The organism is Pseudomonas sp. PDM30, from assembly GCF_019218985.1.
Taxonomy (GTDB): Bacteria; Pseudomonadota; Gammaproteobacteria; order Pseudomonadales; family Pseudomonadaceae; genus Aquipseudomonas; species Aquipseudomonas jessenii.
This window is the reverse complement of the sequence record NZ_JAHUWM010000002.1, coordinates 64,376-87,389: the sequence shown is the minus strand read 5'-3', so window position 1 is coordinate 87,389 and position 23,014 is coordinate 64,376. Positions and strand designations below refer to the sequence as shown.

Below are 23,014 nucleotides of genomic sequence, written 5' to 3'. Positions count from 1 at the left end.
ACCTTCGCGAGCTAGCTCGCTCCTACAGAGAGCGGTGTTTCAGTCCTCAAACCGGATCGGGCATTTCTCCGCCCCTTCCAGCTTCCTCAACTCTTCCACCACCTGCGGTCGGGCCCGACGCAAGGTGAGGCTGCGATCTTGACGCAGTAGCCGCCTCGCTTCCTGGTGCAGCATTTCCACCCCAGAGTAATCGATGAAGTTGATCTGCTGCGCCTCGATCACCACACGCACGCCGTGCATGCGTTGCAGGCGCACTTGCAGGTAATGGCTGGCGCCGAAAAAAATCGAGCCCCCCACCCGCAGAATGTCTTCCTCGCCATCTCGCACATGCTGCACCCGTGGTTGCGATGTGCGTTTGAGGTAGAAAAAAAGCGAGGCCAACACGCCGGCGTAGATCGCCGTCTGCAACTCCAGCAGCAGCGTGGCGACGCAGGTCAGCGCCATGACTACAAATTCGGCGCGGCTGACCCGCAACAACGCGCGAATGCCGCGATGGTCCACCAGTCCCCAGGCGATCAACAGAATGCTGCCGGCCATGGCTGGAATCGGGATGTGCGCGATCAGGCTCGCGCCGAAGATCGCAAACAGCGCCACCCACAATGCCGAAAAAATCCCGGCCAGCGGCGAACAGGCCCCCGCTTCGTAGCTCAGGCCTGAGCGAGTGAAGGAGCCGGCCGACAGCGATCCGGAAAAAAACGCACCGACGATATTCGACAAGCCCTGGGCGCGGACTTCCTGATTCGCGTCGAGTAATTGCTGCGAACGTGCCGAGATCGAGCGGGCGATCGACAGGCTGGTTACTAGCCCGAGCATTCCGACCGCCACCGCGCTGGGCAGCAGGCGCAGGATCAGATCCAGGTCCAGGGGCAACGGGCTGAAGGGCGGCAGTTTGCCGGTGAAGGCGCTTACCAGTTGCACATGGCCGAACATTGATGGCCAGAGCCAAACCAGCAAGCCGCCGAGAATCAGGGTGATCAAGAGCGTCGGCCAGCGTGGCAGCAGCAGTTTGAGGATCACGCCGACCACCACGGTCGCCAGACCCAGCGCCAGCGAAGGTTTGTCCATTTCGCCGAGATGGCGCAACAACGTGATGAAACTATCCAGCGCAGTGGCCTGGCTGGGCAAGTCCAGCCCCAGCAGGTTAGGCAATTGACCGATGGCAATCACCACGGCAGCACCCAGGGTGAAACCGAGTACCACCGAGTGCGAGACGAAATTCACCAGCGCGCCGAACCGCAGCAAACCCAGCAGCCACTGAAAGATACCGGCAAGAAACGTCAGCAACAGGATCAACATGACGTAGTCCTGCGACGCTGGAACGGCCAGAGGACTGACGCTGGCATACAGGACAATGGAGATGGCGGCCGTAGGACCGCAGATCAAATGCCACGACGAACCCCAGAGGCAGGCGATCAGAACGGGAATGATTGCGGCGTACAGGCCGTATTCCGGTGGCAGGCCGGCGATCAGTGCGTAGGCAATGGATTGCGGCAACGCGAGGATCGCGCCGCTGAGGCCGACGATCAGGTCGCGCCCGACACTGGCGCGGGTTTGCCGGGGTAGCCAGGTGAGGAAGGGAAAGAGTGAATGGCGGCTTGGCAGGGCCATGGGGGCTCTCGGTGAATGACTGTAAATGCGTCAGGGTGGTGTGTCAGATGTAAGGGCGCAAGGGCATAAATCGATTCGCGAGCAGGCTCGCTCCCACAGGGACTGCGCGGACCTGTGGGAGCGAGCCTGCTCGCGAAGGCGTCCTTGAACCTTAAAGCTTGGCTTTGACCGCTGGCAAAGCATCCTTGCCATCCACTGTCTTCACCCCATCGAGCCATTTATCCAGCACTGCCGGGTTGGCCTTGATCCACGCCTTGGCCGCGTCGGCATTGCTGACCTTCTTGTTCACCACCTCGGCCATGATGCTGTTTTCCATATCCTGAGTGAAACTCAGGTTGGTCAGCAGTTTGCCGACGTTCGGGCAGGCCTGTGCATAACCTTTTCGGGTCAGGGTATGCACGCTGCCGGTGTCACCGAAGTATTTCTCGCCACCCTTCAGATAGTGCATCTTCAACTGCACGTTCATCGGGTGCGGGGTCCAGCCGAGGAAGGTCACGAATTTCTGTTTTTTCACCGCACGGGACACTTCCGCCAGCATCGCCTGCTCGCTGGACTCGACCAGTTTCCACTGGCCCATGTCGAAATCGTTTTTCTTGATGATCTCTTGCAGCGAGATGTTTGCCGGTGCACCGGAGCCGATGCCATAGATCTTGTGGTCGAACTTGTCGGCGTACTTGTTCAGGTCGGCAAAGTTATGCACACCCGCGTCCCACACGTAGTCCGGGACAGCGAGGGTGAATTCGGTGCCGTCGAGGTTCTTCGCCAGTTGCGTGACATCGCCGCTTGCGACGAATTTGTCGTAGAAGCCCTGCTGCGCCGGCATCCAGTTACCCAGGAACACATCGACCTGGCCATCCTTGAGCCCGCCAAAGGTGATCGGCACCGCGAGGGTGTCGACCTTGGCCTTGTAGCCCATGCCGTCCAGCAGAAACCCGGTGATGGCGTTGGTCGCGGCGATGTCGCTCCAGCCCGGGTCGGCCATTTTCACCGTCTCGCAACTCTGATCGGCAAACGCCGAGGCACTGCCCAGAGCCAGAAGCCCGACCGTCAGTACTGTGGATAACCTTTGCATGGACTTCCCCTTAACATTATTGGTTTTGGCAGGGTTGTGGATAACGTGCTTTACGTTCCAGATCGTCGAGGTCGATGTGGTTGCGCATGTACTGCTGACTGGCGTCCACCAGCGGCTGGTGATCCCAGCTCTTCAGCTTGCCGAGGGTCAGCGCCTCGGCCACGAAGCGTCGGCGCCGCTGGCTTGCGAGCACCTGCTGGTGAATCGCCGGGATGTTCCATTTGGCCCGCGCTTCGGCGAGAAAATCGTCGAACAACTGGCGATGTTGCGGCGAATGACTGAGTTCTTCCAGTTCGCGAGGGTCATTCTGTACGTCGAAGAGTAGGCAAGGGTCGTCTTCGCTATAGATGAATTTGTAGGCACCGCGACGGATCATCATCAACGGGCTGACGGTGCCTTCGGCCATGTATTCACCGAACACTTCATCGTGGCCGCCCTGCCCTTGCAGGTGCGGAATCAGCGAGCGGCCGTCCAGCGGCAAGCCCGGTTCCAGCGAGCCGCCGGCCAGTTCGACGAATGTCGGCAACAGGTCCGCTGTGGAAACACTGGCGCTGACCCGGCCGGCGCCAAACTGCCCCGGTGCGCTGACCAACAGCGGCACCCGTGCGGCCATCTCATACCAGTGCATTTTGTACCAGAGGCCGCGCTCGCCGAGCATGTCGCCGTGGTCACCGGAAAACACGATGATGGTGTCATCGATCAGCCCGGTATCTTCGAGGGTTTGCAGGAGCTTGCCGACATTGCTGTCGATATAGCTGCACGCGCCGAAATAGGCACGACGGGCATCGCGGATCTTATCCACAGGCAGTGGCTTGTCCCACAGGTCGTAGACCTTGAGCAAACGTTGCGAGTGCGGATCGAGGTCATGCGGGTCCGGGGTTGTAGGCAGCGGGATATCGGCATCGTCGTACAAATCCCAGAAAGCCTTGGGAATGGTGTACGGATCGTGCGGGTGAGTCATCGAAACGGTCAGGCAGAACGGCTGGTCGCCATCCTCGCGGATATGGTCGAACAGGTACTGCTGGGCCTTGAACACCACCTCTTCGTCGAAATCCAGTTGATTGGTGCGTACGCACGGGCCGGCTTGCAGCACCGATGACATGTTGTGATACCAGGTCGGGCGCACGTCCGGTTCATCCCAGTTTACCGCCCAGCCGTAGTCGGCCGGGTAAATGTCACTGGTCAGGCGTTCTTCGTAGCCGTGCAACTGGTCTGGCCCGCAGAAATGCATCTTGCCCGACAGGGCGGTGCGGTATCCGAGACGGCGCAGGTAATGGGCGTAGGTCGGTACGTCAGCGGGGAAATCGGCGGCGTTGTCGTAGGCGCCGATCTTGCTCGGCAACTGGCCGCTGACCAGTGTGAAACGCGATGGCGCGCACAATGGGCTGTTGCAATAGGCGGAGTCAAACACCACGCCTTGTGCGGCAAGGCGACTGAGATTGGGCAGTTTGATGGGCGATGGGCCGTAGAACGGCAACATTGGCGCGGCCATTTGATCGGCCATGATGAAAAGAATGTTCTTGCGCTTCATGTGATCGCGGCATTCCATAGTGGATGTTTATGCGAGAGTGCTGGCGTTGAGAATGAAACCCTCGCACCTTGTGGTAAAGCCCATACGCGGCAATGACTAGGATAAGCACAGCTTATGTATGACGCCCTTGGTGACCTGTCACTGGATCTGCTTCGCGCCTTCGAAGCGGCGGCCCGTCAGCGCAGCTTCACAGCGGCGGCTGTTGAACTGGGCACCACGCAACCGGCCATCAGCCAGCAGATCAAGCGCCTGGAAGAACAACTGGCAACACGGTTGTTCGACCGCATTTATCGCGGAATCGAACTGACAGAGGCAGGGCAGATCCTTTTTGAGCAGGTTCAGCTCGGTTTGCAGAATATCGACGCAGGATTGAGCGCAATCAGCGCACAGCAACAGCATGAAGTGCTGCAGGTGGCCACGGATTTTGCCTTCGCCGCCTATTGGTTGATGCCGCGTCTGCACCGCTTTCACGCGGCCAATCCGCAGGTGGATGTCAGCCTGGTCACCAGTGAACGCAGCCATAACATGCTACGTACCGATATCGATGTGGCGGTGCTGTTCGGCGATGGCCGCTTCAAGCAGGGTGAAAGCCATTGGCTGTTCAGCGAGGAAGTGTTTCCGGTGTGCAGCCCGCAGTTGTTGAGCGAGCGTCCACTGCCCTTGCCAGCCCAGGCATTGCTGGAGTTTCCTTTGTTGCACCTGCGTGGGGAACACAGCAGTAACTGGTTCGACTGGAGTGGTGTGTTCCGCGAGCTGGGCATTACCTCGCCCCCGGCGCCCGGGCAGTTGCGCTTCGATAATTACACCTTGCTGATTCAGGCGGCGATTGGCGGCCAGGGCGTGGCCATCGGCTGGCGCCACCTTGTGGATAACTTGCTGGCGCAAGGGTTGTTGTGTCGCCCGATCGGCGAAACGGTGATGTCGAGGCTGGGTTACTACGTGGTTCTGCCCCAGCGCAAAAGACGCGGAGCATTGATTCAGCAGTTTGTGGATTGGTTGATGGCTGAACAGGCCTGCAGTGCGCAATCGCTCAACGGCCTGACGCTGCCGTCCATTGCGGTTTAACTGTCGGTTGCGATGAAGTTGACGTGCTCGCCGATGTGCAGGTTCAGGTGCAATTCATCGGCAATGCCCACGGCAGTGCGGGCCAGCCGTTTGAGCGGTTCAGCCAACCCCGGTTCGGGGTTGCCACCGATGTTGGCAAAGTGTTCGATGGTCAGCCCTGGTACCCCGCGCGGTTCGTTAACCAGCGTCCACTTCAAAGGACTGCTTTGCAGTGCCTCGCGGATTTCCTCGGCGGCGTGACGTTGCAAGCTATCCTCGGTTTCCGGGTCGTCCAGCACGTCGAAATCACCTACCAGAAACAATCGGGCGATGTTTGCTGCCTGCATGCCGTCGATGAGCGCATCCACTGCCAGCACCTGCTCGACCGGGCCGGGCACGATGGTTTTTTCCACGTGTTCGCTATTGAACGGTAACCCTGGTGCGTCCAGTAAGCAGATAACCACTGAACTGCCGGCCACACTCTGCTTGACCCGTTGCGCGTCGAACAGGTCGCCAGTCTTGGTGCGCAGCCCCGGACGGGGTGCCAGCGCCGTCAGGTCATCGAGAATCGCGATCACTTCATGCTGGCGTCGCAGCATTTCAGCCATCAGCGCACTGCCCAGGCTACTCATGGCACCATAAAGCACCACTTTCACGACGGGGGTTTCGGCATTTTTCATGGCTGGGCTTCCTGTTTTCCAGCGTCTATATAACGTATGACCCGCAGGAAACGGCGAGGGTTCGAACAGCTTTCAGAGGGGTTCAGATGCAGCAGATAACGGGCTACCACGCCCACGTTTATTTCGATGCCAGCACGATCGGGCAGGCGCGGGCCTTGTGTGAACAGGCGGCGCAATTGTTTCCATTGAAAATGGGCCGCGTGCACGAGCGCCCGGTCGGTCCACACCCGGACTGGAGCTGCCAGTTGGCGTTCGAACCGCAGGTGCTGGGCGACGTTCTGCCGTGGCTGGCGCTGAACCGCAAGGGGCTGGTGGTGTTCCTGCACCCGGACACCGGCGACGATTTGCTTGACCACACCGAGCACGCGATCTGGATGGGCGCGATTCGGCCGCTGGACCTGTCTGTTTTTTGATCAGAGTGTTTCTCCAGCCTCGCCGGGCAAATGTTCGTCCAGATGCAGCCACGGCAAGCGGCTGTCGGTCCAGATGTGCCGCTCGGCTGGTGCTTGCTCAGGATGGTCGAGGGTGGCGATGGTCAAGTCGATGCTTTCCGGACTTAGTTGCGTCGCTAGTGCCAGTTGCGCCCCACAGTGGCCGCAGAAATATCGTGCACAGGTGGATGAAGAATCGTACCGCGACGGCGTCCCGGCCAGCCATTGAAAGGTGGATGCCGGCACGGTTATCCAGGTAGTCACGATGCCGCCGCTGACCCGTCGGCAAATCGAACAATGACAGTGGGCGATATCGTGCAGTGGCCCGCTGAATTGATAGCGCAGTTGCCCGCAATGGCAGCCGCCGGTGTGAAGCTCGCCCATGTTCAACCTCCCGCCCTGTGTTCAGGGACTTGAAACCCAATCCGACGATCGGTTGCACATCCGGTCCTTGCTTTCATTGGCGAAAGCTGGCTGAAAGCTTCCCCGATTAGGATCGCCCCCACTACCGGCAACAGACCGGTTGGCCAATGCCAGCGTTTTATCGCTCGCACAGCCCATTTAACAACAACAATGGTGATTCTGATGTCCTCTTCCATCCGCCGCTTCGCTGCAACTCCGCCCGTACGTCTCGTGCTTCCCGTTCTGCGCTGATCCCGCCTGATCCGCCCATTCCCTAGCCGCGCTACGCCTGGAGTATTCCCATGCTGACTTTCCTTGGCTTCGCCATGGTCATCACGTTCATGTTCCTGATCATGACCAAGCGCCTGTCCGCGCTGATCGCCCTGATCATCATTCCAATCATCTTTGCCCTGTTCGGCGGTTTTTCGCCGAAGATCGGTCCGATGATGCTCGAAGGCATTACCAAGCTTGCGCCAACCGGCGTGATGCTGATGTTCGCTATCTTGTACTTCGCCCTGATGATCGACTCCGGCCTGTTCGACCCGGCCGTGCGCAAGATCCTCAAACTGGTCAAGGGCGACCCGCTGAAAGTTTCGGTCGGCACCGCCGTTCTGGCGCTCGTTGTCTCCCTCGATGGTGACGGCGCGACCACTTACATGATCTGCGTGGCCGCCATGCTGCCGCTCTACAGCCGTATCGGCATGAGCCCGCGAATCATGGCCGGCCTGATCATCCTCGCCGGTGGCGTGATGAACATGACCCCATGGGGTGGCCCGACCGCTCGCGCCGCCAGTGCGTTGCATGTGGATCCGTCCGACATCTTCGTACCGATGATTCCTGCGATGCTGGCTGGTGTGGTGGCGATCCTGGTCATTGCCTACTTCTACGGCAAGCGTGAACGTGCGCGTCTGGGTGAACTGCACCTGGTGGGCGATGAAATCGACCACAGTGAAATCAGCGTTTCGCAGTTCCCGGATGCCCGTCGTCCGAAGCTGATCTGGTTCAACGGCGCCCTGACCCTGGCCTTGATGTGCACCCTGATCGCCGGCCTGCTGCCGTTGCCGGTACTGTTCATGGTGGCGTTCAGTATCGCCATGATCGTCAACTACCCTTGCCTGCAACAGCAGAAGGATCGCGTCGCGGCTCACGCCGGTAGCGTACTGGCGGTGGTCGGGTTGATCTTTGCGGCCGGTATCTTCACCGGTATCCTGACCGGCACCGGGATGGTCGACGCCATGTCGAAGAGCCTGTTGGCGGTGATTCCGGACTTCCTCGGCCCGTACCTGGCAGTGATCACGGCGTTGGTAAGCATGCCGTTCACTTTCTTCATGTCGAACGATGCATTTTATTACGGTGTGTTACCGGTACTTGCCGAAGCCGCCAGCCATTACGGTATAACCGCAGTGGAAATGGCACGTGCCTCGATCGTCGGTCAGCCCGTCCACCTGTTGAGCCCGCTGGTTCCATCGACCTACCTGTTGGTGGCCCTGGCTGGCATCGACTTCGGTGACCACCAGCGCTTCACCCTGAAGTGGGCAGTGCTGGTTTGTATCTGCATACTGATTGCTGCACTGCTGTTGGGGACTTTCCCGGTGTTCAGCACTCTATAAGCCCAAGACTCACCACTTCGGGTCCAGGCTTCGCTGTTTGAAGCCCGGGCCCGTTGTGGTTTAACAATCGCTCAAAGGAATACACATGGAATGGCTGACCAACCCTGAAATCTGGGTTGCCTTCTTCACCCTGACCGCCCTGGAAATCGTCCTGGGTATCGATAACATCATCATGATTTCGATCCTGGTCAGCCGCATGCCCAAACACATGCAGGCGCGCACCCGGATTTTCGGTCTGGCGCTGGCCATGATCACGCGAATCCTGCTGCTGCTGTCGATCACCTGGGTCATGCGCCTGACGGCTGACCTGTTCGTAGTATTCGGCCAGGGTATTTCCGGACGCGACCTGATCCTGTTCTTCGGTGGTCTGTTCCTGCTGTGGAAGAGCTCGCAAGAGATGTACCACGCGCTGGAAGGTGAAGACGAAACCAACGAAGAGCCTTCGGGCAAGGGCGGCAACTTCCTCTACACCATCGTCCAGATTGCGATCATCGACATCGTATTCTCCCTGGACTCGGTGATCACTGCGGTCGGCATGGTGTCCCACGTACCGGTCATGGTCGCGGCAATCATCGTGGCCGTACTGGTGATGATGTGGGCATCTGGCACCATCAGTGAGTTCATCGACAAGCACCCATCGCTGAAGATGCTGGCGCTGTCGTTCCTGCTGATCGTCGGTACGGTGCTGATTGCGGAATCCCTGGACGTGCACGTGCCAAAAGGCTACGTCTACTTCGCCATGGCGTTCTCGCTGGCGGTGGAAGCGATCAACATCAGGATGCGCACTGCCATCGCGAAAAAGAAGAAACAGCAGGATCCGGTAAAGCTGCGCAAGGACATTCCGGGCCAGTAACCCGGTAGCGGTAAATACGCAAAACCTGTGGGAGCGAGCTTGCTTGCGATGGTGGTCTGTCAGTCAACGTCAAAGTTGAATCTGATGGCCTCATCGCGAGCAAGCTCGCTCCCACAGTGTTTTGTGTGGCTGGAAGATCGCTCTTTTCATGACAGTTTTGTTTCAATCGCGTCTTTGGCTATGCGATGCTGGCGCGCAGACCGTTAGCCAACTACAGCTTAAGTACAGAACGTAGAACGTCGCGCGGTACCGTCAACTTGCTCCTTTGGGGCGCTACACCACAGGGGGTCATTATGCTCACCCTGCTCAATTTGCTTTCTGCCGTGGCCCTGCTGATCTGGGGCACGCACATCGTCCGAACCGGCATCCTGCGGGTCTACGGCACCAACTTGCGCCATGTCATCAGCCATAACATGTCCAACCGCTGGCTGGCTTTCCTCTCCGGGATCGCCGTGACGGCGATGGTCCAGAGCAGCAACGCCACCGCGATGCTGGTCACCTCCTTTGTCGGCCAGGGCCTGATGGCGCTTACGCCAGCGTTGGTCACCATGCTCGGTGCCGATGTCGGTACGGCCCTGATGGCGCGGGTGCTGACGTTCGATCTGTCGTGGTTGTCGCCGTTGCTGATTTTTGCCGGGGTGATCTTCTTTCTGTCGCGCAAGCAGACCCGACTCGGACAGATGGGCCGTGTCGCCATTGGCTTGGGGTTGATCATTCTGGCGCTGCAACTGATTGTTGAAGCCGCGCACCCGATTACCCATGCCAAAGGGGTGAAGGTGATTTTCGCCTCGCTCACCGGCGATATCCTGCTCGACGCCCTGGTCGGCGCGCTGTTCGCGATGCTTTCCTATTCCAGCCTGGCCGCTGTATTGCTCACCGCGACCCTGGCGGGCGCCAACGTGATCAGCCTGCCGGTGGCCATCGGGCTCGTGATCGGCGCCAATATCGGCAGCGGCATACTCGCGTTCCTCAGCACCAGCATGCAGAACGCCGCCGGGCGCCAAGTGGCGCTGGGCAGCCTGCTGTACAAACTGATTGGTCTTTTACTGATCATTCCAGTGCTCGATCCGCTGGTGCACTGGCTCGATGGCCTGGATTTCAGCCCTCAGGAAATGGTCATTGGCTTTCACCTGCTCTACAACATCGCGCGTTGCCTGATCTTGCTGCCCAGTGTTGGGCCGATGGCCAGGTTTTGTGCCTGGGTGCTGCCGGAGCGCCCGCTAGTCAACGGTACGGCCAAGCCCCGACACCTTGACCCCACGGCGTTGGTCACCCCCGGTTTGGCGCTGGCCAACGCAGCCCGGGAAACCCTGCGCATGGGCGACCTGATCGACAACATGCTCGAAGCCATGCTCGACGTGTTGCGCGGAAAGCAAACCGCCGTCACCCAGGAAATGCGGCGCCTGACCGACGATGTCGAAGCGCTCTACAGCGCGATCAAGTTGTATCTGGCGCAAATGCCCCGGGAAGATCTCAGCGATCAGGACAGCCGGCGTTGGGCGGAAATCATCGAACTGGCGATCAACCTGAAACTGGCCAGTGACTTGATCGAACGCATGCTGCGCAAGGTCCAGCAGCAGAAAACCTCGCAGCGCCGGTCGTTTTCCGAAGTGGGGCTGGACGAATTGACCGGGCTGCAAACTCAGTTGATTTCCAACCTGCGGCTCGGGATGTCGGTGTTTCTCAGTGGCGACCCGGAAAGTGCCCGCCAGCTGGTGCGTGAAAAACGTCGTTTCCGTGCACAGGAACGGCGCCTGGCTCACGCTCATGTCAGCCGCTTGCAACGTAAAATCGTGCAAAGTATCGAAACCAGTTCGTTGCACCTGGAGCTGATCGCCGACATGAAACGTCTTAATTCGCTGTTTTGCAGCAGTGCCTACGTGGTGCTGGAAACATCGGACACAGGTGCGCTGGTGGTCGACGATTTGAGTGACATCACTCATTCACCCTGAACGTCCACAGTTGCCTGAAGTCTGTTGAACTTACGCTAGCCGTACGGAAGCTCGTTATGCGTTGTCTGTTGTTCGCCTGCCTGTTGCTTGGTTCATTCCCGTCATTCGCCCTGGATCGCTTCCAGGTCGAGGGCTACACCCTGCGCAACGGTTTGCAGTTGCTGCTCAAGCCCGGCACTGACCACGGGCATGTGGCGATCCGGCTGGTGGTCGGCGTTGGCCTGGACGATTTCAAGTGCGAAGAAAAGGAGTTGCCGCATCTGCTGGAACACTTGTTGTTCAGCGGTATCGACGCCAGCGGCGAAGGCGGCCTGGAAGAAAGCATGCAGGCTCTGGGCGGCGAGTGGAACGCGTTCACCAGTAATGCCGATACGACTTTCGTCATCGAAGCCCCGGCGAAAAACCAGCGCAAGGTTCTCGACCTGTTGCTGGCGCTGCTGACCCAGACCCGCTTCGACGACAGTGCCATCAACGCGGCCAAGCAAGTGGTCGAGCGTGAAGACGGCGGCCATTACTCGCACCTGCAACGCTGGCTCGATCGTCAGGACCTCGGCCACACGGCCAGCAAACAACTGGCCGTGGAATTGGGCCTCAAATGCCCGGAGCGTGCGCAAGTCGATGACCTGACCCGTGAACAACTGGAGCAGGTGCGCAAGGACTGGTATGCGCCGAACAACATGACCCTGATCGTGGTCGGCGACCTCGACAAGTTGCTGCCAGCCTATCTGGAGCGGGCGTATGGCGCGTTGGAAGCGATCACCCCTGGCGAGCATCCGCCGCTGCCGCAAATCCAGGCCAGCGCCACCCATGAGCGCACCTTGACCCACAGTCTGGTCGGCAACGGCGCCAAGTTGCACTGGCTGGTGCCGGAGCCGGTACTGGAGGATGGGCACGATGAAACCTTCGATTTGCTCAAGGACTATCTGGATTGGGCGCTTTATCGCCAGTTACGCCTGGCTCACGGTTTGTCCTACGGCCCGTGGGCGGAGCGCGAGGTGTTCGGCGGCGTAGGTTTCATGAGCCTCAACGCCGACCTTGAGCGCGACGCCGTGGCCGATGCCGAACAAGTACTCGAGGACCTGAAGGCCGGCCTGCTCAAGGACGGCCTCAATGCCGACACCTTCAACCGCCTCAAGCAGGCCGCGATTGCCCGCCAGGCCTGGGCCGTACAAGGCAACAGCGCGTTGGCCGACTACTACTGGAGCGCCATCGGTAACTACGAGGACGGTCACTTCACCAACCCGGCCCGGGAGCTGCAAGGGGTGACCCTGGAAGAAGCGAACAAGGCCGTGCGCGAATTGCTCCTGCAACCAGGGTATTTGCGGATCGAGAAGCCTTTGTTCAGTTATGACCAGTTGATGTGGCTGGTGGTCGGTGGGGTGGGCTTGATCGTGTTGATGTTGGTGGGCTGGCGTTTGCACCGCAGGAAGTAACCATTCCATGTGACAACGGACTGAGAGGCCTTGCCGGTTCCCTGTGGGAGCGAGCTTGCTCGCGATAGCGGATTGTCAGCCGCCGAAAATGTTGGATGTGCCGGCCTCATCGCGAGCAGGCTCGCTCCTACAGGTTGCGTGGTGTAACTGATCGTGAACCCTCGCCACAGCGCCGCACCAGCGGTACCCTGTCGAGGTTTTTTCCTACGACGACTGTGAAACCACCGAATGCAAAACCTATCCCTTTTCGTACAGCGCATCCTTGATTTGATGAAGCGGTACCCTGGGGTCATTGCGCTCTTTGGTTTCATCTCCGGGGTGGGCAGTTTCATTCTGGTCGATCGCCAGCAAGGCCTGGCGAGCTGGATCACCACCATCATGCTGATCAGCTGGATCTGGCTGATGCTGGAAAACAGCCTGACCAAGCTGTTCACGCGCATCTTCAAGCGCGAAATACCGGAACCGTTGTTGCGTTACGCAACGCAGATGATCCATCAGGAAAGCCTGTTCTTTGTCCTGCCGTTCTTCTTCATCACCACGACGTGGAACAGCGGCCAGTTGTTTTTCACCGGGTTGCTGGGCGTCGCGGCGCTGATTTCGATCGTCGACCCGCTCTACTACAAGTGGCTGGCTCCACGGCGTTGGGCGTTTCTGGCCCTGCACACCCTGACCCTGTTCGCCGCGCTGCTCACCGCATTGCCGGTGATCATGCACCTGACCACCGCGCAAAGTTTCAAATGGGCACTGGGTATCTCGGTGCTGCTGTCGTTCCCGAGCCTGGCGTCGATCTTCCCGATTCGTACCCTGCGCAATGCGCTGGCGATCTTGAGTATCACCCTGGGCATCGGCGCCGTTGGTTGGGAGCTGCGCTCGTGGGTGCCGCCGGCGACGCTGTGGATGACCGACGTGGCCATCAGTACGCAAATGCAGGATCGCACACCTGGCGCCAGTCTCGACGAAGTCAGCGCCGAACAGATCCGTAATGGCGGGCTTTATGCGTACACCGCGATCAACGCCCCGCGTGGCCTGGACGAGCGGATTTATCACGTCTGGCAGTTCAACGGTAAAGAGGTCGACCGCATCCCCCTGGATATTCGTGGCGGGCGCAAGGAAGGTTACCGGGCCTGGACCCACAAGCAGAACTTCCCGGGCAACCCGGCCGGCAAATGGCAGGTTCGGGTCCTGACCGAAGATGGCCAGGTCATTGGCGTGCTGCGCTTCAAAGTCACGGACAGCACAGCGATCAAAGAAAAGTAGTCCGGTTCGTGCTATTACGTAGAGCTGCGTAATCACTGAACAAGCACGGAGCTTATGATCAGCAGCACGATGGCCGGCAACGCCCGATTGGACTCGTCGATTACCCCTGCGCGGTTGCGGGTGACGGGCGACTGGACGCTTGCCCATTACGCTGACCTCAAGCTGTTGAGCGAAAAACTCCACGGCCAGTACGACGCCAACACCCCCATCGACCTCAATGGTCTCGGCGCCCTCGACACCGCCGGTGCCTCGCTGTTGGTCGAGCTGCTCGGCTCCGAGCGCCTCGGTCGCTCTGCCGAACATCCTGATTGCACACTCCCTGCCGCGGATCGGGCGTTGCTGCAAACCGTCTACTGCTCGTTGACCGATTTCTGCGTACCGATCAAGGAGCCGGAAGTCAGCGTTTCCATTCAGTTGCTGACCCGCATTGGCCGCGCGGTGGACACTGTCTGGCAGGACACCCTGCAACTGCTGGGTTTCGTCGGCCTGATCATCGAAACCATCGTCCGCGGCCTGTTCCGTCCCAAGCGCTGGCGCGTCACGCCGATGATCGCCCATATCGAACAGACCGGTCTCGACGCCGCCCCCATCGTTGCGTTGCTGACTTTTCTGGTGGGCGCCGTGGTGGCGTTTCTCGGGTCGACGGTGCTGGCCACTTTCGGCGCCACCGTCTTCACCGTGGACCTGGTGGGGTTTGCCTTCTTGCGCGAATTCGGTGTGCTGCTGACCGCGATCCTGATGGCCGGGCGCACCGCCAGTGCGTTCACGGCGCAAATCGGTTCGATGAAGGCCAACGAGGAAATCGACGCTATCCGCACCCTGGGCCTCGACCCCGTAGAGTTGCTGGTGGTGCCGCGGGTCCTGGCGTTGCTGATCGCCCTGCCGATGCTGACTTTCCTGGCGATGCTGTCAGGGATTATCGGCGGTGCCGTGGTCTGCGCGGTGGCGCTGGATATCTCGCCAGCGATGTTCCTGTCGCTGCTGCAAACGGACATCGGCGTTCAGCACTTTCTGGTGGGGATCGTCAAAGCGCCGGTGTTCGCCTTCCTCATCGCCGCCATCGGTTGCCTCGAAGGCTTCAAGGTCAGTGGCAGCGCTGAGTCTGTGGGCGCGCACACCACGTCGAGTGTGGTGCAGTCGATTTTCGTGGTGATCGTGATGGATGCGATCGCCGCGATGTTTTTCATGGAGATGGGTTGGTGAGTCGTATCCCCAGAGCGCACTCCGAGGCGGTGATTGAAGTCCGTGGGTTGTGCAACCGTTTTGGAAGCCAGAGCGTGCACGAGAACCTCGACCTGGACTTGTACAAGGGCGAGATCCTCGCCGTGGTCGGCGGCTCCGGCAGCGGCAAGTCGGTGCTGCTGCGCAGCATTGTCGGGTTGCGCCAGCCCAGCGAAGGCGTGGTGAAAGTTTTCGGGAAAAACCTGCCGACCTTGTCCGAGCACGAGCGTTCGCTGGTGGAGCGGCGATTCGGCGTGCTGTTCCAGAAAGGCGCGCTGTTCTCTTCACTGACGGTGACCGAGAACGTCGCCCTGCCGCTGATCGAACACGCCGGCTTGAGCCGCAACGACGCCGAGCACCTGGCGGCGGTGAAAATGGCCTTGGCCGGGTTACCGCTGTCGGCCGCAGAGAAGTACCCCTCGTCGCTGTCCGGCGGCATGATCAAGCGCGCCGCGCTGGCTCGGGCATTGGCGCTGGACCCGGACATCCTGTTTCTCGACGAACCCACCGCCGGTCTCGACCCGATCGGCGCCGCCGCGTTCGACCAATTGATCCTGACCCTGCGCGATGCTTTGGGCCTGAGTGTCTTTCTGGTGACCCACGACCTCGACACGCTCTACACCATCACTGACCGGGTGGCGGTGCTGGCGCAGAAAAAAGTGCTGGTGGTGGACGCCATCGACAAGGTTTCGGAAACCAACGATGCGTGGATTCACGAATACTTCCATGGCCCTCGTGGCCGCGCGGCATTGACGGCCGCCCAACAGCTCAACGAGGTCTGACATGGAAACCCGAGCCCATCATGTATTGATCGGCCTGTTCACCGTGATTGTGGTGACGGCCGCGCTGCTGTTCGGCCTGTGGCTGGCCAAGTCCAGTGTCGACACCGAGTTCAAGGACTACGAAGTCGTGTTCAACGAGGCGGTCAGCGGTTTGTCCCAAGGTAGTTCGGTACAGTACAGCGGGATCAAGGTCGGCGACGTGATCTCGCTGCGCCTGGACCCGAAAGACCCGCGCCGGGTGCTGGCGCGAATTCGCTTGGCCGGCGATACCCCGGTAAAGGAGGACACCCAGGCCAAACTGGCCCTGACCGGCGTCACCGGGACTTCGATCATCCAACTCAGCGGCGGCACACCACAGAGTCCGACGCTCAAGGGCAAGGACGGTAACCTGCCGACCATCGTCGCCTCGCCCTCGCCCATCGCCCGGCTGCTCAATGACAGCGAAGACCTGATGGCCGGGGTGAGTACGCTGATGCATAACGCCAATCTGATGTTCTCCACGGAAAACATCGAGCGCATCAGCAACACCCTGGAGCACCTGGAGCAAACCACCGGGGCCATTGCCGAACAGCGCGGCGATATCCGCCAGACCATGCAGCAACTGGCCTCGGTGGGTAAGCAGGCCAACACCATGCTGGAGCAGACGACGGCGTTGATGCGCAATGCCAACGGGCTGCTCAACGAGCATGGCAAGGAAGCGCTGGGCAGCGCCGAGCAGGCGATGAAGTCGCTGCAGGAGAGCAGCGCCACCCTCAACAAACTGATCACCACCAATCAGGATTCGCTCAACAGCGGCATGCAAGGCCTTAATGGCCTAGGGCCGGCGGTCCGTGAGATGCGCGAAACCCTGAGTTCGTTGCGCACCATTACCACACGCCTGGAAGCCAACCCCAGTGGTTACCTGCTGGGCAGTGACAAGACCAAGGAATTTACGCCATGAAGCTGATTCGGATTGCCCTCCTCGCTGGCTTCACATTGATCAGTTCGTGCTCGATCCTGCCCAAGCCCGAGCCCTTCGAGGTCTATCGATTGCCGTCGGCCCAGAGCGCATCGGCCAGCCATGGCGCGCCGCAACGCTGGTCGCTGCGCCTGAGCAAATTCCAGTCCAGCGAAGCGTTGAACAGTCCGAACATTGCCGTAATTCCCCAGGGCGATGTGATCAGCCATTACAAGGGTTCACGCTGGAGCGACCCGGCGCCGGTGCTGGTGCGCAATCGTCTGCTGGAAGGTTTCCAGCATGACGGGCGGGTGCCGCTGCTGAGCACCGATGACAGCATTTTCCAGACCGATCTTGAATTGGGCGGTAGCCTGCAGGCGTTCCAGACTGAATACCAGGGCACGAATGCCAGCGCGGTCGTGCGTCTGGATGCATTGCTGGTGCGCAGTTACGACCAGCGCATCCTCGCCAGCCGCCGTTTTGAAGTGCGCCAGCCACTCAGTGAAGTGCAGGTCCCGGCGGTGGTGGCCGGGTTCGGTCAGGCGAGTGATCAGTTGACTGTGCTGGTGGTGAGCTGGGCGGTTGAGCAAGGACAGAAACTCGCCCCGCCGCCCAGACCTTGAGGACTTGCGCAGTCCTGTGGGAGCGAGCTTGCTCGCGATGACTGAGGCACCTTCACAATCAATGTGCCTGACACACCGCTATCGCGAGCAAGCTCGCTCCCACAGTTGACTTGTGTCGGCCTGATCAGCTCGGCAAAAACGCCTGATGCAACTCTTCCAGCGTCTCAAAGTGATACGCCGGCGCTTCGGCGCTCAACTCTTCATGGCTGCCGAACCCGTAACCTACCGCCGCCGCGTCCAGGCCATTGCTGCGTGCGCCGATCAGGTCGTGCTTGCGGTCGCCGATCATCAAAGTGTTGGCCGGGTCCAGGTTTTCTTCGGCCATCAGGTGAGCGATCAGCTCGACCTTGTTGGTCCGGGTGCCGTCCAGTTCGCTGCCGTAAATCACCTTGAAGTGTTTGGCAAAATCGAAATGCCGGGCGATTTCCCGGGCGAACACCCACGGTTTCGAGGTCGCGATGTACAGCTGTCGTCCTTGTCCGCCCAGGGTTTCCAGTAGTGGCGTGACACCATCGAACACCCGGTTTTCGTAGAGGCCGGTGACCTTGAAGCGCTCGCGGTAGAAATTCACCGCTTCCCAGGCCTTGGCTTCATCGAAGTCGTAGAACTGCATGAATGCCTGCAACAGCGGCGGCCCGATGAAGTGTTCGAGTCTGGCCAGGTCCGGCTCATCGATACCCAGTTTGCTCAGGGCGAACTGGATCGAACGAGTAATGCCCTCACGTGGGTCGGTCAGGGTGCCATCGAGGTCGAACAAAACGGTTTGGTAATGCATGTCGAATCCTGATTAAGGGGCCGGGTCAAAGCTGGTCGTAGCCTTCGGCCAGATGCAGGTCCTTGAGCTTCACGTAGTTCGCCGCGCTGTAGGTGAAAAACGCGCGTTCCTTGTCGGTCAGCGGGCGGATCTGCTTCACCGGGCTGCCCACATACAGGAAGCCGCTTTGCAGATGCTTGCCCGGCGGTACCAGGCTGCCGGCACCGATGATCACCTCATCGTCGACCACCGCACCGTCCATGACGATGCTGCCCATGCCGATCAACACCCGGCTGCCCACCGAACAGCCATGCAGCATGACCTTGTGGGCGATAGTCACGTCATCGCCGATCAGCAGCGGGAAGCCATCCGGGTTGAACGGCCCGGCGTGGGTGATGTGCAACACGCAGCCATCCTGCACGCTGGTGCGCGCGCCGATGCGGATTCGATGCATGTCGCCACGGATCACTGTCAGCGGCCAGACCGAGCTGTCTTCGCCGATTTCAACGTCGCCGATCACCACTGCCGAGCCGTCGACAAAAGCGCCTTTACCCAGCAGCGGCGTGTGGTTCTGATACTTGCGAAGGTTCACGATAGGGTTTCTCTCTGTTGCTGATAGCTGCGGTGAACGTCGATTGTAATTAAGATGGCTGCATGTTTCTCCAGCCAAGGTATCAACCGTGAGCGTGAACAACCCTCTTTTGCAGTCCTATGACCTGCCGCCGTTCTCCGCCATCCGCGCCGAACACGTACAACCGGCCATTGAACAGATCCTGGCTGACAACCGTGCCGCTATCGTCGAGATCCTCAAGACCCAGGTCAAACAGCCAACGTGGGCTGGCCTGGTGCTGGCGATGGACGAACTCAACGACCGTCTGGGCGCCGCCTGGAGCCCGGTCAGCCACCTCAATGCCGTGTGCAACAGTGCCGAACTGCGTGAAGCCTACGAGTCGTGCCTGCCTGCCTTGAGCGCCTATTCCACTGAAATGGGTCAGAACCGCGAACTGTTCCAGGCTTTCGAAGCCCTGGCCAGCAGCCCGGAGGCCGCCGGCTTCGACGTGGCGCAGAAAACTATCCTGGAACACTCCCTGCGTGACTTCCGTCTGTCGGGTATCGACCTGCCGGAAGCCGAACAAAAGCGTTACGCCGAAGTGCAGAGCAAGCTGTCCGAATTGGGCAGCCGTTTTTCCAACCAGTTGCTCGATGCCACTCAGGCCTGGACCAAGCACATCACCGATGAAGCCGCCCTCGCCGGCCTGACTGATTCGGCCAAAGCGCAAATGGCCGCCGCGGCTCAGGCCAAGGATCTGGACGGCTGGCTGATCACTCTGGAATTCCCGAGCTATTACGCGGTGATGACCTACGCCCAGGACCGCGCGCTGCGTGAAGAAGTCTACGCCGCGTACTGCACCCGGGCGTCGGACCAGGGGCCGAATGCCGGCCAGAACGACAACGGCCCGGTCATGGAAGAAATCCTCGACCTGCGTCAGGAACTGGCAAAACTCTTGGGGTTCAGCAGTTTCTCCGAGTTGAGCCTGGCGACCAAAATGGCCGAGTCCAGCGATCAGGTGCTGAGTTTCCTGCGCGACCTGGCCAAGCGCAGCAAACCGTTCGCTGCCCAGGATCTGGAACAGCTCAAGGCTTATGCCGCCGAACAGGGCTGCCCGGATCTGCAAAGCTGGGACAGCGGTTTCTACGGCGAAAAACTCCGTGAACAGCGTTACAGCGTCGCCCAGGAAGCCCTGCGCGCCTACTTCCCGATCGACAAGGTACTCAGCGGTCTGTTCGCCATCGTCCAGCGCCTGTACGGCATCGAGATTGCCGAGCAGAAAGGCTTCGACACCTGGCACCCGGATGTCCGCCTGTTTGAAATCAAGGAAAACGGCCAGCACGTCGGCCGCTTCTTCTTCGACCTCTATGCTCGCGCCAACAAGCGTGGCGGCGCCTGGATGGATGGCGCCCGCGACCGTCGTCGCACCGCTGGTGGTGTATTGCAAAGCCCGGTGGCCAACCTGGTGTGCAACTTCACCCCGGCCGACAGCGGCAAGCCTGCGCTGCTCACCCACGACGAAGTCACCACCCTGTTCCACGAGTTCGGTCACGGCCTGCATCACCTGTTGACCCGCGTCGAGCATGCTGGCGTGTCCGGCATCAACGGCGTGGCTTGGGATGCGGTCGAGCTGCCGAGCCAGTTCATGGAAAACTGGTGCTGGGAGCCGGAAGGCCTGGCGCTGATTTCCGGTCATTATGAAACCGGCGAACCGCTGCCTCAGGACCTGCTTGGGAAGATGCTTGCGGCGAAAAACTTCCAGTCCGGCCTGATGATGGTGCGCCAACTGGAGTTCTCGCTGTTCGACTTCGAACTGCACGCCACCCACGGCGACGGCCGCAGCGTGCTGCAAGTGCTTGAAGGCGTGCGTGACGAGGTTTCGGTGATGCGTCCGCCGGCCTACAACCGCTTCCCCAACAGTTTTGCGCACATCTTCGCTGGCGGTTACGCCGCGGGTTACTACAGCTATAAGTGGGCTGAAGTGCTGTCGGCCGATGCGTTCTCGAAGTTCGAAGAAGAAGGCGTGCTCAACGCCGACACCGGTCGTGCGTTCCGCGAAGCAATCCTGGCCCGTGGCGGCTCCCAGGAGCCGATGGTGCTGTTCGTCGACTTCCGTGGTCGTGAGCCATCAATTGACGCACTCTTGCGCCACAGCGGCCTGAGTGAGGGCGCGGCAGCATGAGTGAGGGACCTGTGATTACGAAAAAACGCTTTATCGCCGGGGCGGTCTGCCCGGCATGCAGCGAGCCGGATAAATTGATGATGTGGAATGAAGACCAGGTCCCGCACCGAGAGTGCGTGGCCTGCGGTTACTCCGACACACTCAATGAGCAAGGGCTGTCGGTGCCCAAGGAGTTGGGTACGCGGGTGAACACCAGCGCCCCCAAACCTGCCGACACCAAGGTTCAGCCGGTTCAGTTCTTCCCGAATCCGAAGCTGAAGAAAAAGCCTGACGAACAAAACTGAGTGAAAAAAGCCCCCGTTGCGCAATGCAACGGGGGCTTTTTTACTCGATATGAGCGGACTTGAACCAGCTCTTCATTGAACATGCAGCGAACGGGCTGGTACTGCAATCGCCATTGGCCAGGGCCGTGCGCAGTTTTTCCACGTCGGCCTGCATCATGTAGCGAATTCCGTCCTTGAAGTGGGTGCTGTCGCCAAAGCCGCCCTGGGTCATTTCGTTCAGGGCCTCCTCCTTGGTCCAGCCCTGGATGACAGCCCGGTACATGGCGGCCATCAGGCCGGTACGGTCGGAACCGTGTTTGCAGTGCATCAGCACCGGGCCTTTGGCTTCGGCGGACCGAATGGCGCGCAAGGCCTTGAGCACATCGGCGTCATCCACATGGTTGGTGCGATAAGGCAGTTGTACTTGCGTGATGCCTGGCGCGGACAACCAACTGGAGTCTGCTTCGGGCAGGAAATTGATCACAGTACCCACCTTGAGTTTCTCCAGCAGCGGCACCGCGCCCTTGTCCGGCAAGGCGCTGCGATAGAGCGTCGGCGACATCTGGAAGAGGTTGTATTGCTTCTCTATCTGTTGAGCCCAGTCTGCTGGACGCTGCATCACACTGTCGTCAGCAAGTGCCGGTGTCAGGTTAGCGAGCACAACCAGCGACAAGCATATTGCAGATAAAAAACGTGGAAAAAGCATGCTTGAGCGACCGTTCAGAAAGGGACGGGAAGATGGTGGCAAGGATCAGCCATGCACGGTCAAAGGCCTGTGAGCTGACTGTCAAAGAATCGTGAAGTCCGCGCTCAGGTTATAGTTTCAGTTTGATGAAGGATTTGAGCAGCTCGTTCAGTCCGACCCCATAGTTAAACACCTGTCCAGTTAAAGGGTTGCGCTTGCGGCCTTCAAAAGACGAGCCGGCATTCGCAGATTTGGTTTCGTACACACCGAGGCTATACAGTTGATGATCATCTTCGTCAATTTCAAATTCCTCAACGTCTACTCGAAGCTCGGGTGATTCAGCGGGAAGACGATAAAGGTACGCTATGCCCTCTGGGGCAATTATTTGTTGATGATAAAAAGCGAGTGCAAGTTGTGTAAGGGCGGCAATGTCCTTTTCGTCGATGCTATTGTCTGGAGTGACATTGATATCGGACCAAGGATCAAAATCGAGCTTTGAAGTCTTGCCTTCGTCTTTTATATGGAGTGTCACTGAGGGAGCGCTTGCGAGAATATCAGCGAATTGCTCCATTGTTTTGTTCGGATACTCGCCTGCCCTTATTAGCTTGATAATTACCTGCACACCTTTCGTCGTTTCTTTTTGTTGTAGATAAGCACCAGTTTTTATGAGCATTGACATTTTTATCCTCCAGGCTGTCTGGAATGCATGCGGGAGCCCGCATGCATTCGGCAATAGCACTTTCCAGTGATCGGAAAGTCAGGGCTCAGGGATTGACGATACTGGCATAAGCCTTTGCCAGCGCCTGTAACTTGGCTTTGTCGTCGGCATCGATGGTCCCGTCTCCATCGACATCCTTGCCCACGGTCCGGATGCTGAAAGAGTTGCCAAGGTCGGTGGAAGTGGCGGTGTAGTAAGTTGAGTCGACCAGCTTTTCAACTTGCATTTCATTTTCCGCATCCCAACTCAACTCTTTGCGAGCCAGTTGCAAAGAAACCAAGGTGTTGGGTTCCGAAGGGCCTGGTTTCATGAGTTGAAGGAAAATACCGCGTTGATTAAAGAAAGACATTAATAAATCCTTTTATTTGATTGCTGTTGAGGGTATTGCCTGTTGGGTTGAATATACGGTTGGGTATTGAGTCTAAC

The 23,014-nt window shown here is 59.4% G+C and carries 23 protein-coding genes; 13 read left to right on the top strand and 10 right to left on the bottom strand.

Annotation, left to right across the window (positions count from 1 at the left end; all coding sequences use genetic code 11):
* Nucleotides 1–39: 39 nt before the first annotated feature.
* From KW840_RS04400 to betC, 3 genes are all read right to left on the bottom strand, one after another.
* The gene (locus KW840_RS04400; protein WP_090452290.1) at nt 40–1,608 is read right to left on the bottom strand and encodes a SulP family inorganic anion transporter; all 1,569 of its coding nucleotides are present in this window, start codon (nt 1,606–1,608) and stop codon (nt 40–42) included.
* A 151-nt stretch (nt 1,609–1,759) separates the two neighbouring features.
* Nucleotides 1,760–2,680, bottom strand: coding sequence for a choline ABC transporter substrate-binding protein (gene choX, locus KW840_RS04395; protein ID WP_218494544.1), 921 nt, complete (start codon nt 2,678–2,680; stop codon nt 1,760–1,762).
* A gap of 16 nt (nt 2,681–2,696) precedes the next feature.
* Nucleotides 2,697–4,211, bottom strand: a complete 1,515-nt coding sequence (gene betC / locus KW840_RS04390) for a choline-sulfatase (protein WP_218494543.1) — start codon at nt 4,209–4,211, stop codon at nt 2,697–2,699.
* Between the two features lie 114 nt (nt 4,212–4,325).
* Between betC and KW840_RS04385 the strand changes: the two genes are divergently transcribed.
* Nucleotides 4,326–5,276, top strand: a complete 951-nt coding sequence (locus KW840_RS04385; protein WP_057712634.1) for a LysR family transcriptional regulator — start codon at nt 4,326–4,328, stop codon at nt 5,274–5,276.
* Here KW840_RS04385 and KW840_RS04380 read toward each other — a convergent pair.
* Complete coding sequence (locus tag KW840_RS04380; protein WP_090452294.1) at nt 5,273–5,935, bottom strand: NAD(P)-dependent oxidoreductase; 663 nt, start codon at nt 5,933–5,935, stop codon at nt 5,273–5,275. The genes KW840_RS04385 and KW840_RS04380 overlap by 4 nt on opposite strands.
* An 86-nt stretch (nt 5,936–6,021) precedes the next feature.
* On the opposite strand from KW840_RS04380, the gene KW840_RS04375 reads away from it, so the two are divergent.
* Nucleotides 6,022–6,348, top strand: coding sequence for a DOPA 4,5-dioxygenase family protein (locus tag KW840_RS04375; protein ID WP_057397350.1), 327 nt, complete (start codon nt 6,022–6,024; stop codon nt 6,346–6,348).
* Here KW840_RS04375 and KW840_RS04370 read toward each other — a convergent pair whose 3' ends face one another.
* Nucleotides 6,349–6,750 carry a GFA family protein gene (locus KW840_RS04370; RefSeq protein WP_218494542.1) on the bottom strand — a complete coding sequence of 134 codons (402 nt, stop codon included), beginning with the start codon at nt 6,748–6,750 and terminating at the stop codon, nt 6,349–6,351. It lies immediately after the preceding gene.
* 320 nt (nt 6,751–7,070) lie between these two features.
* On the opposite strand from KW840_RS04370, the gene KW840_RS04365 reads away from it, so the two are divergent.
* From KW840_RS04365 to KW840_RS04325, 9 genes are all read left to right on the top strand, one after another.
* Entirely contained in the window at nt 7,071–8,378 is a 1,308-nt protein-coding gene (locus KW840_RS04365) for a CitMHS family transporter (RefSeq protein ID WP_008045759.1), read from the top strand.
* Nucleotides 8,379–8,463: 85 nt separating this feature from the next.
* The gene (locus KW840_RS04360) at nt 8,464–9,231 is read left to right on the top strand and encodes a TerC family protein (protein ID WP_218494541.1); all 768 of its coding nucleotides are present in this window, start codon (nt 8,464–8,466) and stop codon (nt 9,229–9,231) included.
* Between the two features lie 293 nt (nt 9,232–9,524).
* Nucleotides 9,525–11,183 carry a Na/Pi cotransporter family protein gene (locus KW840_RS04355; protein WP_150812656.1) on the top strand — a complete coding sequence of 553 codons (1,659 nt, stop codon included), beginning with the start codon at nt 9,525–9,527 and terminating at the stop codon, nt 11,181–11,183.
* 56 nt (nt 11,184–11,239) lie between these two features.
* Entirely contained in the window at nt 11,240–12,616 is a 1,377-nt protein-coding gene (locus tag KW840_RS04350; RefSeq protein WP_218494540.1) for a pitrilysin family protein, read from the top strand.
* A 228-nt stretch (nt 12,617–12,844) separates the two neighbouring features.
* Nucleotides 12,845–13,873: a DUF5924 family protein gene (locus KW840_RS04345; protein ID WP_057712627.1), complete on the top strand. Its 1,029-nt coding sequence runs from the start codon at nt 12,845–12,847 to the stop codon at nt 13,871–13,873.
* 54 nt (nt 13,874–13,927) lie between these two features.
* The gene (locus KW840_RS04340) at nt 13,928–15,076 is read left to right on the top strand and encodes an ABC transporter permease (protein ID WP_218494539.1); all 1,149 of its coding nucleotides are present in this window, start codon (nt 13,928–13,930) and stop codon (nt 15,074–15,076) included.
* Entirely contained in the window at nt 15,073–15,876 is an 804-nt protein-coding gene (locus KW840_RS04335) for an ABC transporter ATP-binding protein (protein ID WP_371318442.1), read from the top strand. Before KW840_RS04340 ends, KW840_RS04335 begins: the two co-directional genes overlap by 4 nt.
* A 1-nt stretch (nt 15,877) precedes the next feature.
* Nucleotides 15,878–16,816: an MlaD family protein gene (locus KW840_RS04330; RefSeq protein ID WP_057712624.1), complete on the top strand. Its 939-nt coding sequence runs from the start codon at nt 15,878–15,880 to the stop codon at nt 16,814–16,816.
* Nucleotides 16,813–17,436, top strand: a complete 624-nt coding sequence (locus KW840_RS04325) for an ABC-type transport auxiliary lipoprotein family protein (RefSeq protein WP_218494538.1) — start codon at nt 16,813–16,815, stop codon at nt 17,434–17,436. The genes KW840_RS04330 and KW840_RS04325 overlap by 4 nt, the downstream gene beginning before the upstream one ends.
* Nucleotides 17,437–17,560: 124 nt before the next feature.
* Here the strand turns inward: KW840_RS04325 and KW840_RS04320 are convergent, their stop codons facing one another.
* Nucleotides 17,561–18,211 carry an HAD family hydrolase gene (locus tag KW840_RS04320; protein WP_218494537.1) on the bottom strand — a complete coding sequence of 217 codons (651 nt, stop codon included), beginning with the start codon at nt 18,209–18,211 and terminating at the stop codon, nt 17,561–17,563.
* A gap of 25 nt (nt 18,212–18,236) precedes the next feature.
* Nucleotides 18,237–18,782, bottom strand: a complete 546-nt coding sequence (locus KW840_RS04315) for a gamma carbonic anhydrase family protein (RefSeq protein WP_150812651.1) — start codon at nt 18,780–18,782, stop codon at nt 18,237–18,239.
* A gap of 88 nt (nt 18,783–18,870) precedes the next feature.
* Here KW840_RS04315 and prlC point away from each other — a divergent pair, with 88 nt between their 5' ends.
* Entirely contained in the window at nt 18,871–20,922 is a 2,052-nt protein-coding gene (prlC, locus tag KW840_RS04310) for an oligopeptidase A (protein WP_102669514.1), read from the top strand.
* Complete coding sequence (locus KW840_RS04305) at nt 20,919–21,206, top strand: YheV family putative zinc ribbon protein (RefSeq protein WP_057712619.1); 288 nt, start codon at nt 20,919–20,921, stop codon at nt 21,204–21,206. Before prlC ends, KW840_RS04305 begins: the two co-directional genes overlap by 4 nt.
* Before the next feature lie 40 nt (nt 21,207–21,246).
* Here the strand turns inward: KW840_RS04305 and KW840_RS04300 are convergent, their stop codons facing one another.
* The 3 genes from KW840_RS04300 to KW840_RS04290 form a co-directional block, all read right to left on the bottom strand.
* Entirely contained in the window at nt 21,247–21,891 is a 645-nt protein-coding gene (locus KW840_RS04300; RefSeq protein ID WP_198530227.1) for a tyrosine-protein phosphatase, read from the bottom strand.
* A gap of 109 nt (nt 21,892–22,000) precedes the next feature.
* Complete coding sequence (locus KW840_RS04295) at nt 22,001–22,549, bottom strand: hypothetical protein (RefSeq protein ID WP_218494536.1); 549 nt, start codon at nt 22,547–22,549, stop codon at nt 22,001–22,003.
* Nucleotides 22,550–22,634: 85 nt separating this feature from the next.
* A complete protein-coding gene (locus tag KW840_RS04290) occupies nt 22,635–22,937 on the bottom strand; it encodes a hypothetical protein (RefSeq protein ID WP_057712616.1) in 303 nt (100 codons plus the stop codon).
* Between the last annotated feature and the right edge of the window lie 77 nt (nt 22,938–23,014).

What these genes read in the sequence shown, in the direction of transcription:
- KW840_RS04400 (WP_090452290.1), bottom strand. Translation starts at nt 1,608, where the DNA reads ATGGCCCTGCCAAGCCGCCATTCACTCTTTCCCTTCCTCACCTGGCTA.
- choX (WP_218494544.1), bottom strand. Translation starts at nt 2,680, where the DNA reads ATGCAAAGGTTATCCACAGTACTGACGGTCGGGCTTCTGGCTCTGGGC.
- betC (WP_218494543.1), bottom strand. Translation starts at nt 4,211, where the DNA reads ATGAAGCGCAAGAACATTCTTTTCATCATGGCCGATCAAATGGCCGCG.
- KW840_RS04385 (WP_057712634.1), top strand. Translation starts at nt 4,326, where the DNA reads ATGTATGACGCCCTTGGTGACCTGTCACTGGATCTGCTTCGCGCCTTC.
- KW840_RS04380 (WP_090452294.1), bottom strand. Translation starts at nt 5,935, where the DNA reads ATGAAAAATGCCGAAACCCCCGTCGTGAAAGTGGTGCTTTATGGTGCC.
- KW840_RS04375 (WP_057397350.1), top strand. Translation starts at nt 6,022, where the DNA reads ATGCAGCAGATAACGGGCTACCACGCCCACGTTTATTTCGATGCCAGC.
- KW840_RS04370 (WP_218494542.1), bottom strand. Translation starts at nt 6,750, where the DNA reads ATGGGCGAGCTTCACACCGGCGGCTGCCATTGCGGGCAACTGCGCTAT.
- KW840_RS04365 (WP_008045759.1), top strand. Translation starts at nt 7,071, where the DNA reads ATGCTGACTTTCCTTGGCTTCGCCATGGTCATCACGTTCATGTTCCTG.
- KW840_RS04360 (WP_218494541.1), top strand. Translation starts at nt 8,464, where the DNA reads ATGGAATGGCTGACCAACCCTGAAATCTGGGTTGCCTTCTTCACCCTG.
- KW840_RS04355 (WP_150812656.1), top strand. Translation starts at nt 9,525, where the DNA reads ATGCTCACCCTGCTCAATTTGCTTTCTGCCGTGGCCCTGCTGATCTGG.
- KW840_RS04350 (WP_218494540.1), top strand. Translation starts at nt 11,240, where the DNA reads ATGCGTTGTCTGTTGTTCGCCTGCCTGTTGCTTGGTTCATTCCCGTCA.
- KW840_RS04345 (WP_057712627.1), top strand. Translation starts at nt 12,845, where the DNA reads ATGCAAAACCTATCCCTTTTCGTACAGCGCATCCTTGATTTGATGAAG.
- KW840_RS04340 (WP_218494539.1), top strand. Translation starts at nt 13,928, where the DNA reads ATGATCAGCAGCACGATGGCCGGCAACGCCCGATTGGACTCGTCGATT.
- KW840_RS04330 (WP_057712624.1), top strand. Translation starts at nt 15,878, where the DNA reads ATGGAAACCCGAGCCCATCATGTATTGATCGGCCTGTTCACCGTGATT.
- KW840_RS04325 (WP_218494538.1), top strand. Translation starts at nt 16,813, where the DNA reads ATGAAGCTGATTCGGATTGCCCTCCTCGCTGGCTTCACATTGATCAGT.
- KW840_RS04320 (WP_218494537.1), bottom strand. Translation starts at nt 18,211, where the DNA reads ATGCATTACCAAACCGTTTTGTTCGACCTCGATGGCACCCTGACCGAC.
- KW840_RS04305 (WP_057712619.1), top strand. Translation starts at nt 20,919, where the DNA reads ATGAGTGAGGGACCTGTGATTACGAAAAAACGCTTTATCGCCGGGGCG.
- KW840_RS04300 (WP_198530227.1), bottom strand. Translation starts at nt 21,891, where the DNA reads ATGCTTTTTCCACGTTTTTTATCTGCAATATGCTTGTCGCTGGTTGTG.
- KW840_RS04295 (WP_218494536.1), bottom strand. Translation starts at nt 22,549, where the DNA reads ATGTCAATGCTCATAAAAACTGGTGCTTATCTACAACAAAAAGAAACG.
- KW840_RS04290 (WP_057712616.1), bottom strand. Translation starts at nt 22,937, where the DNA reads ATGTCTTTCTTTAATCAACGCGGTATTTTCCTTCAACTCATGAAACCA.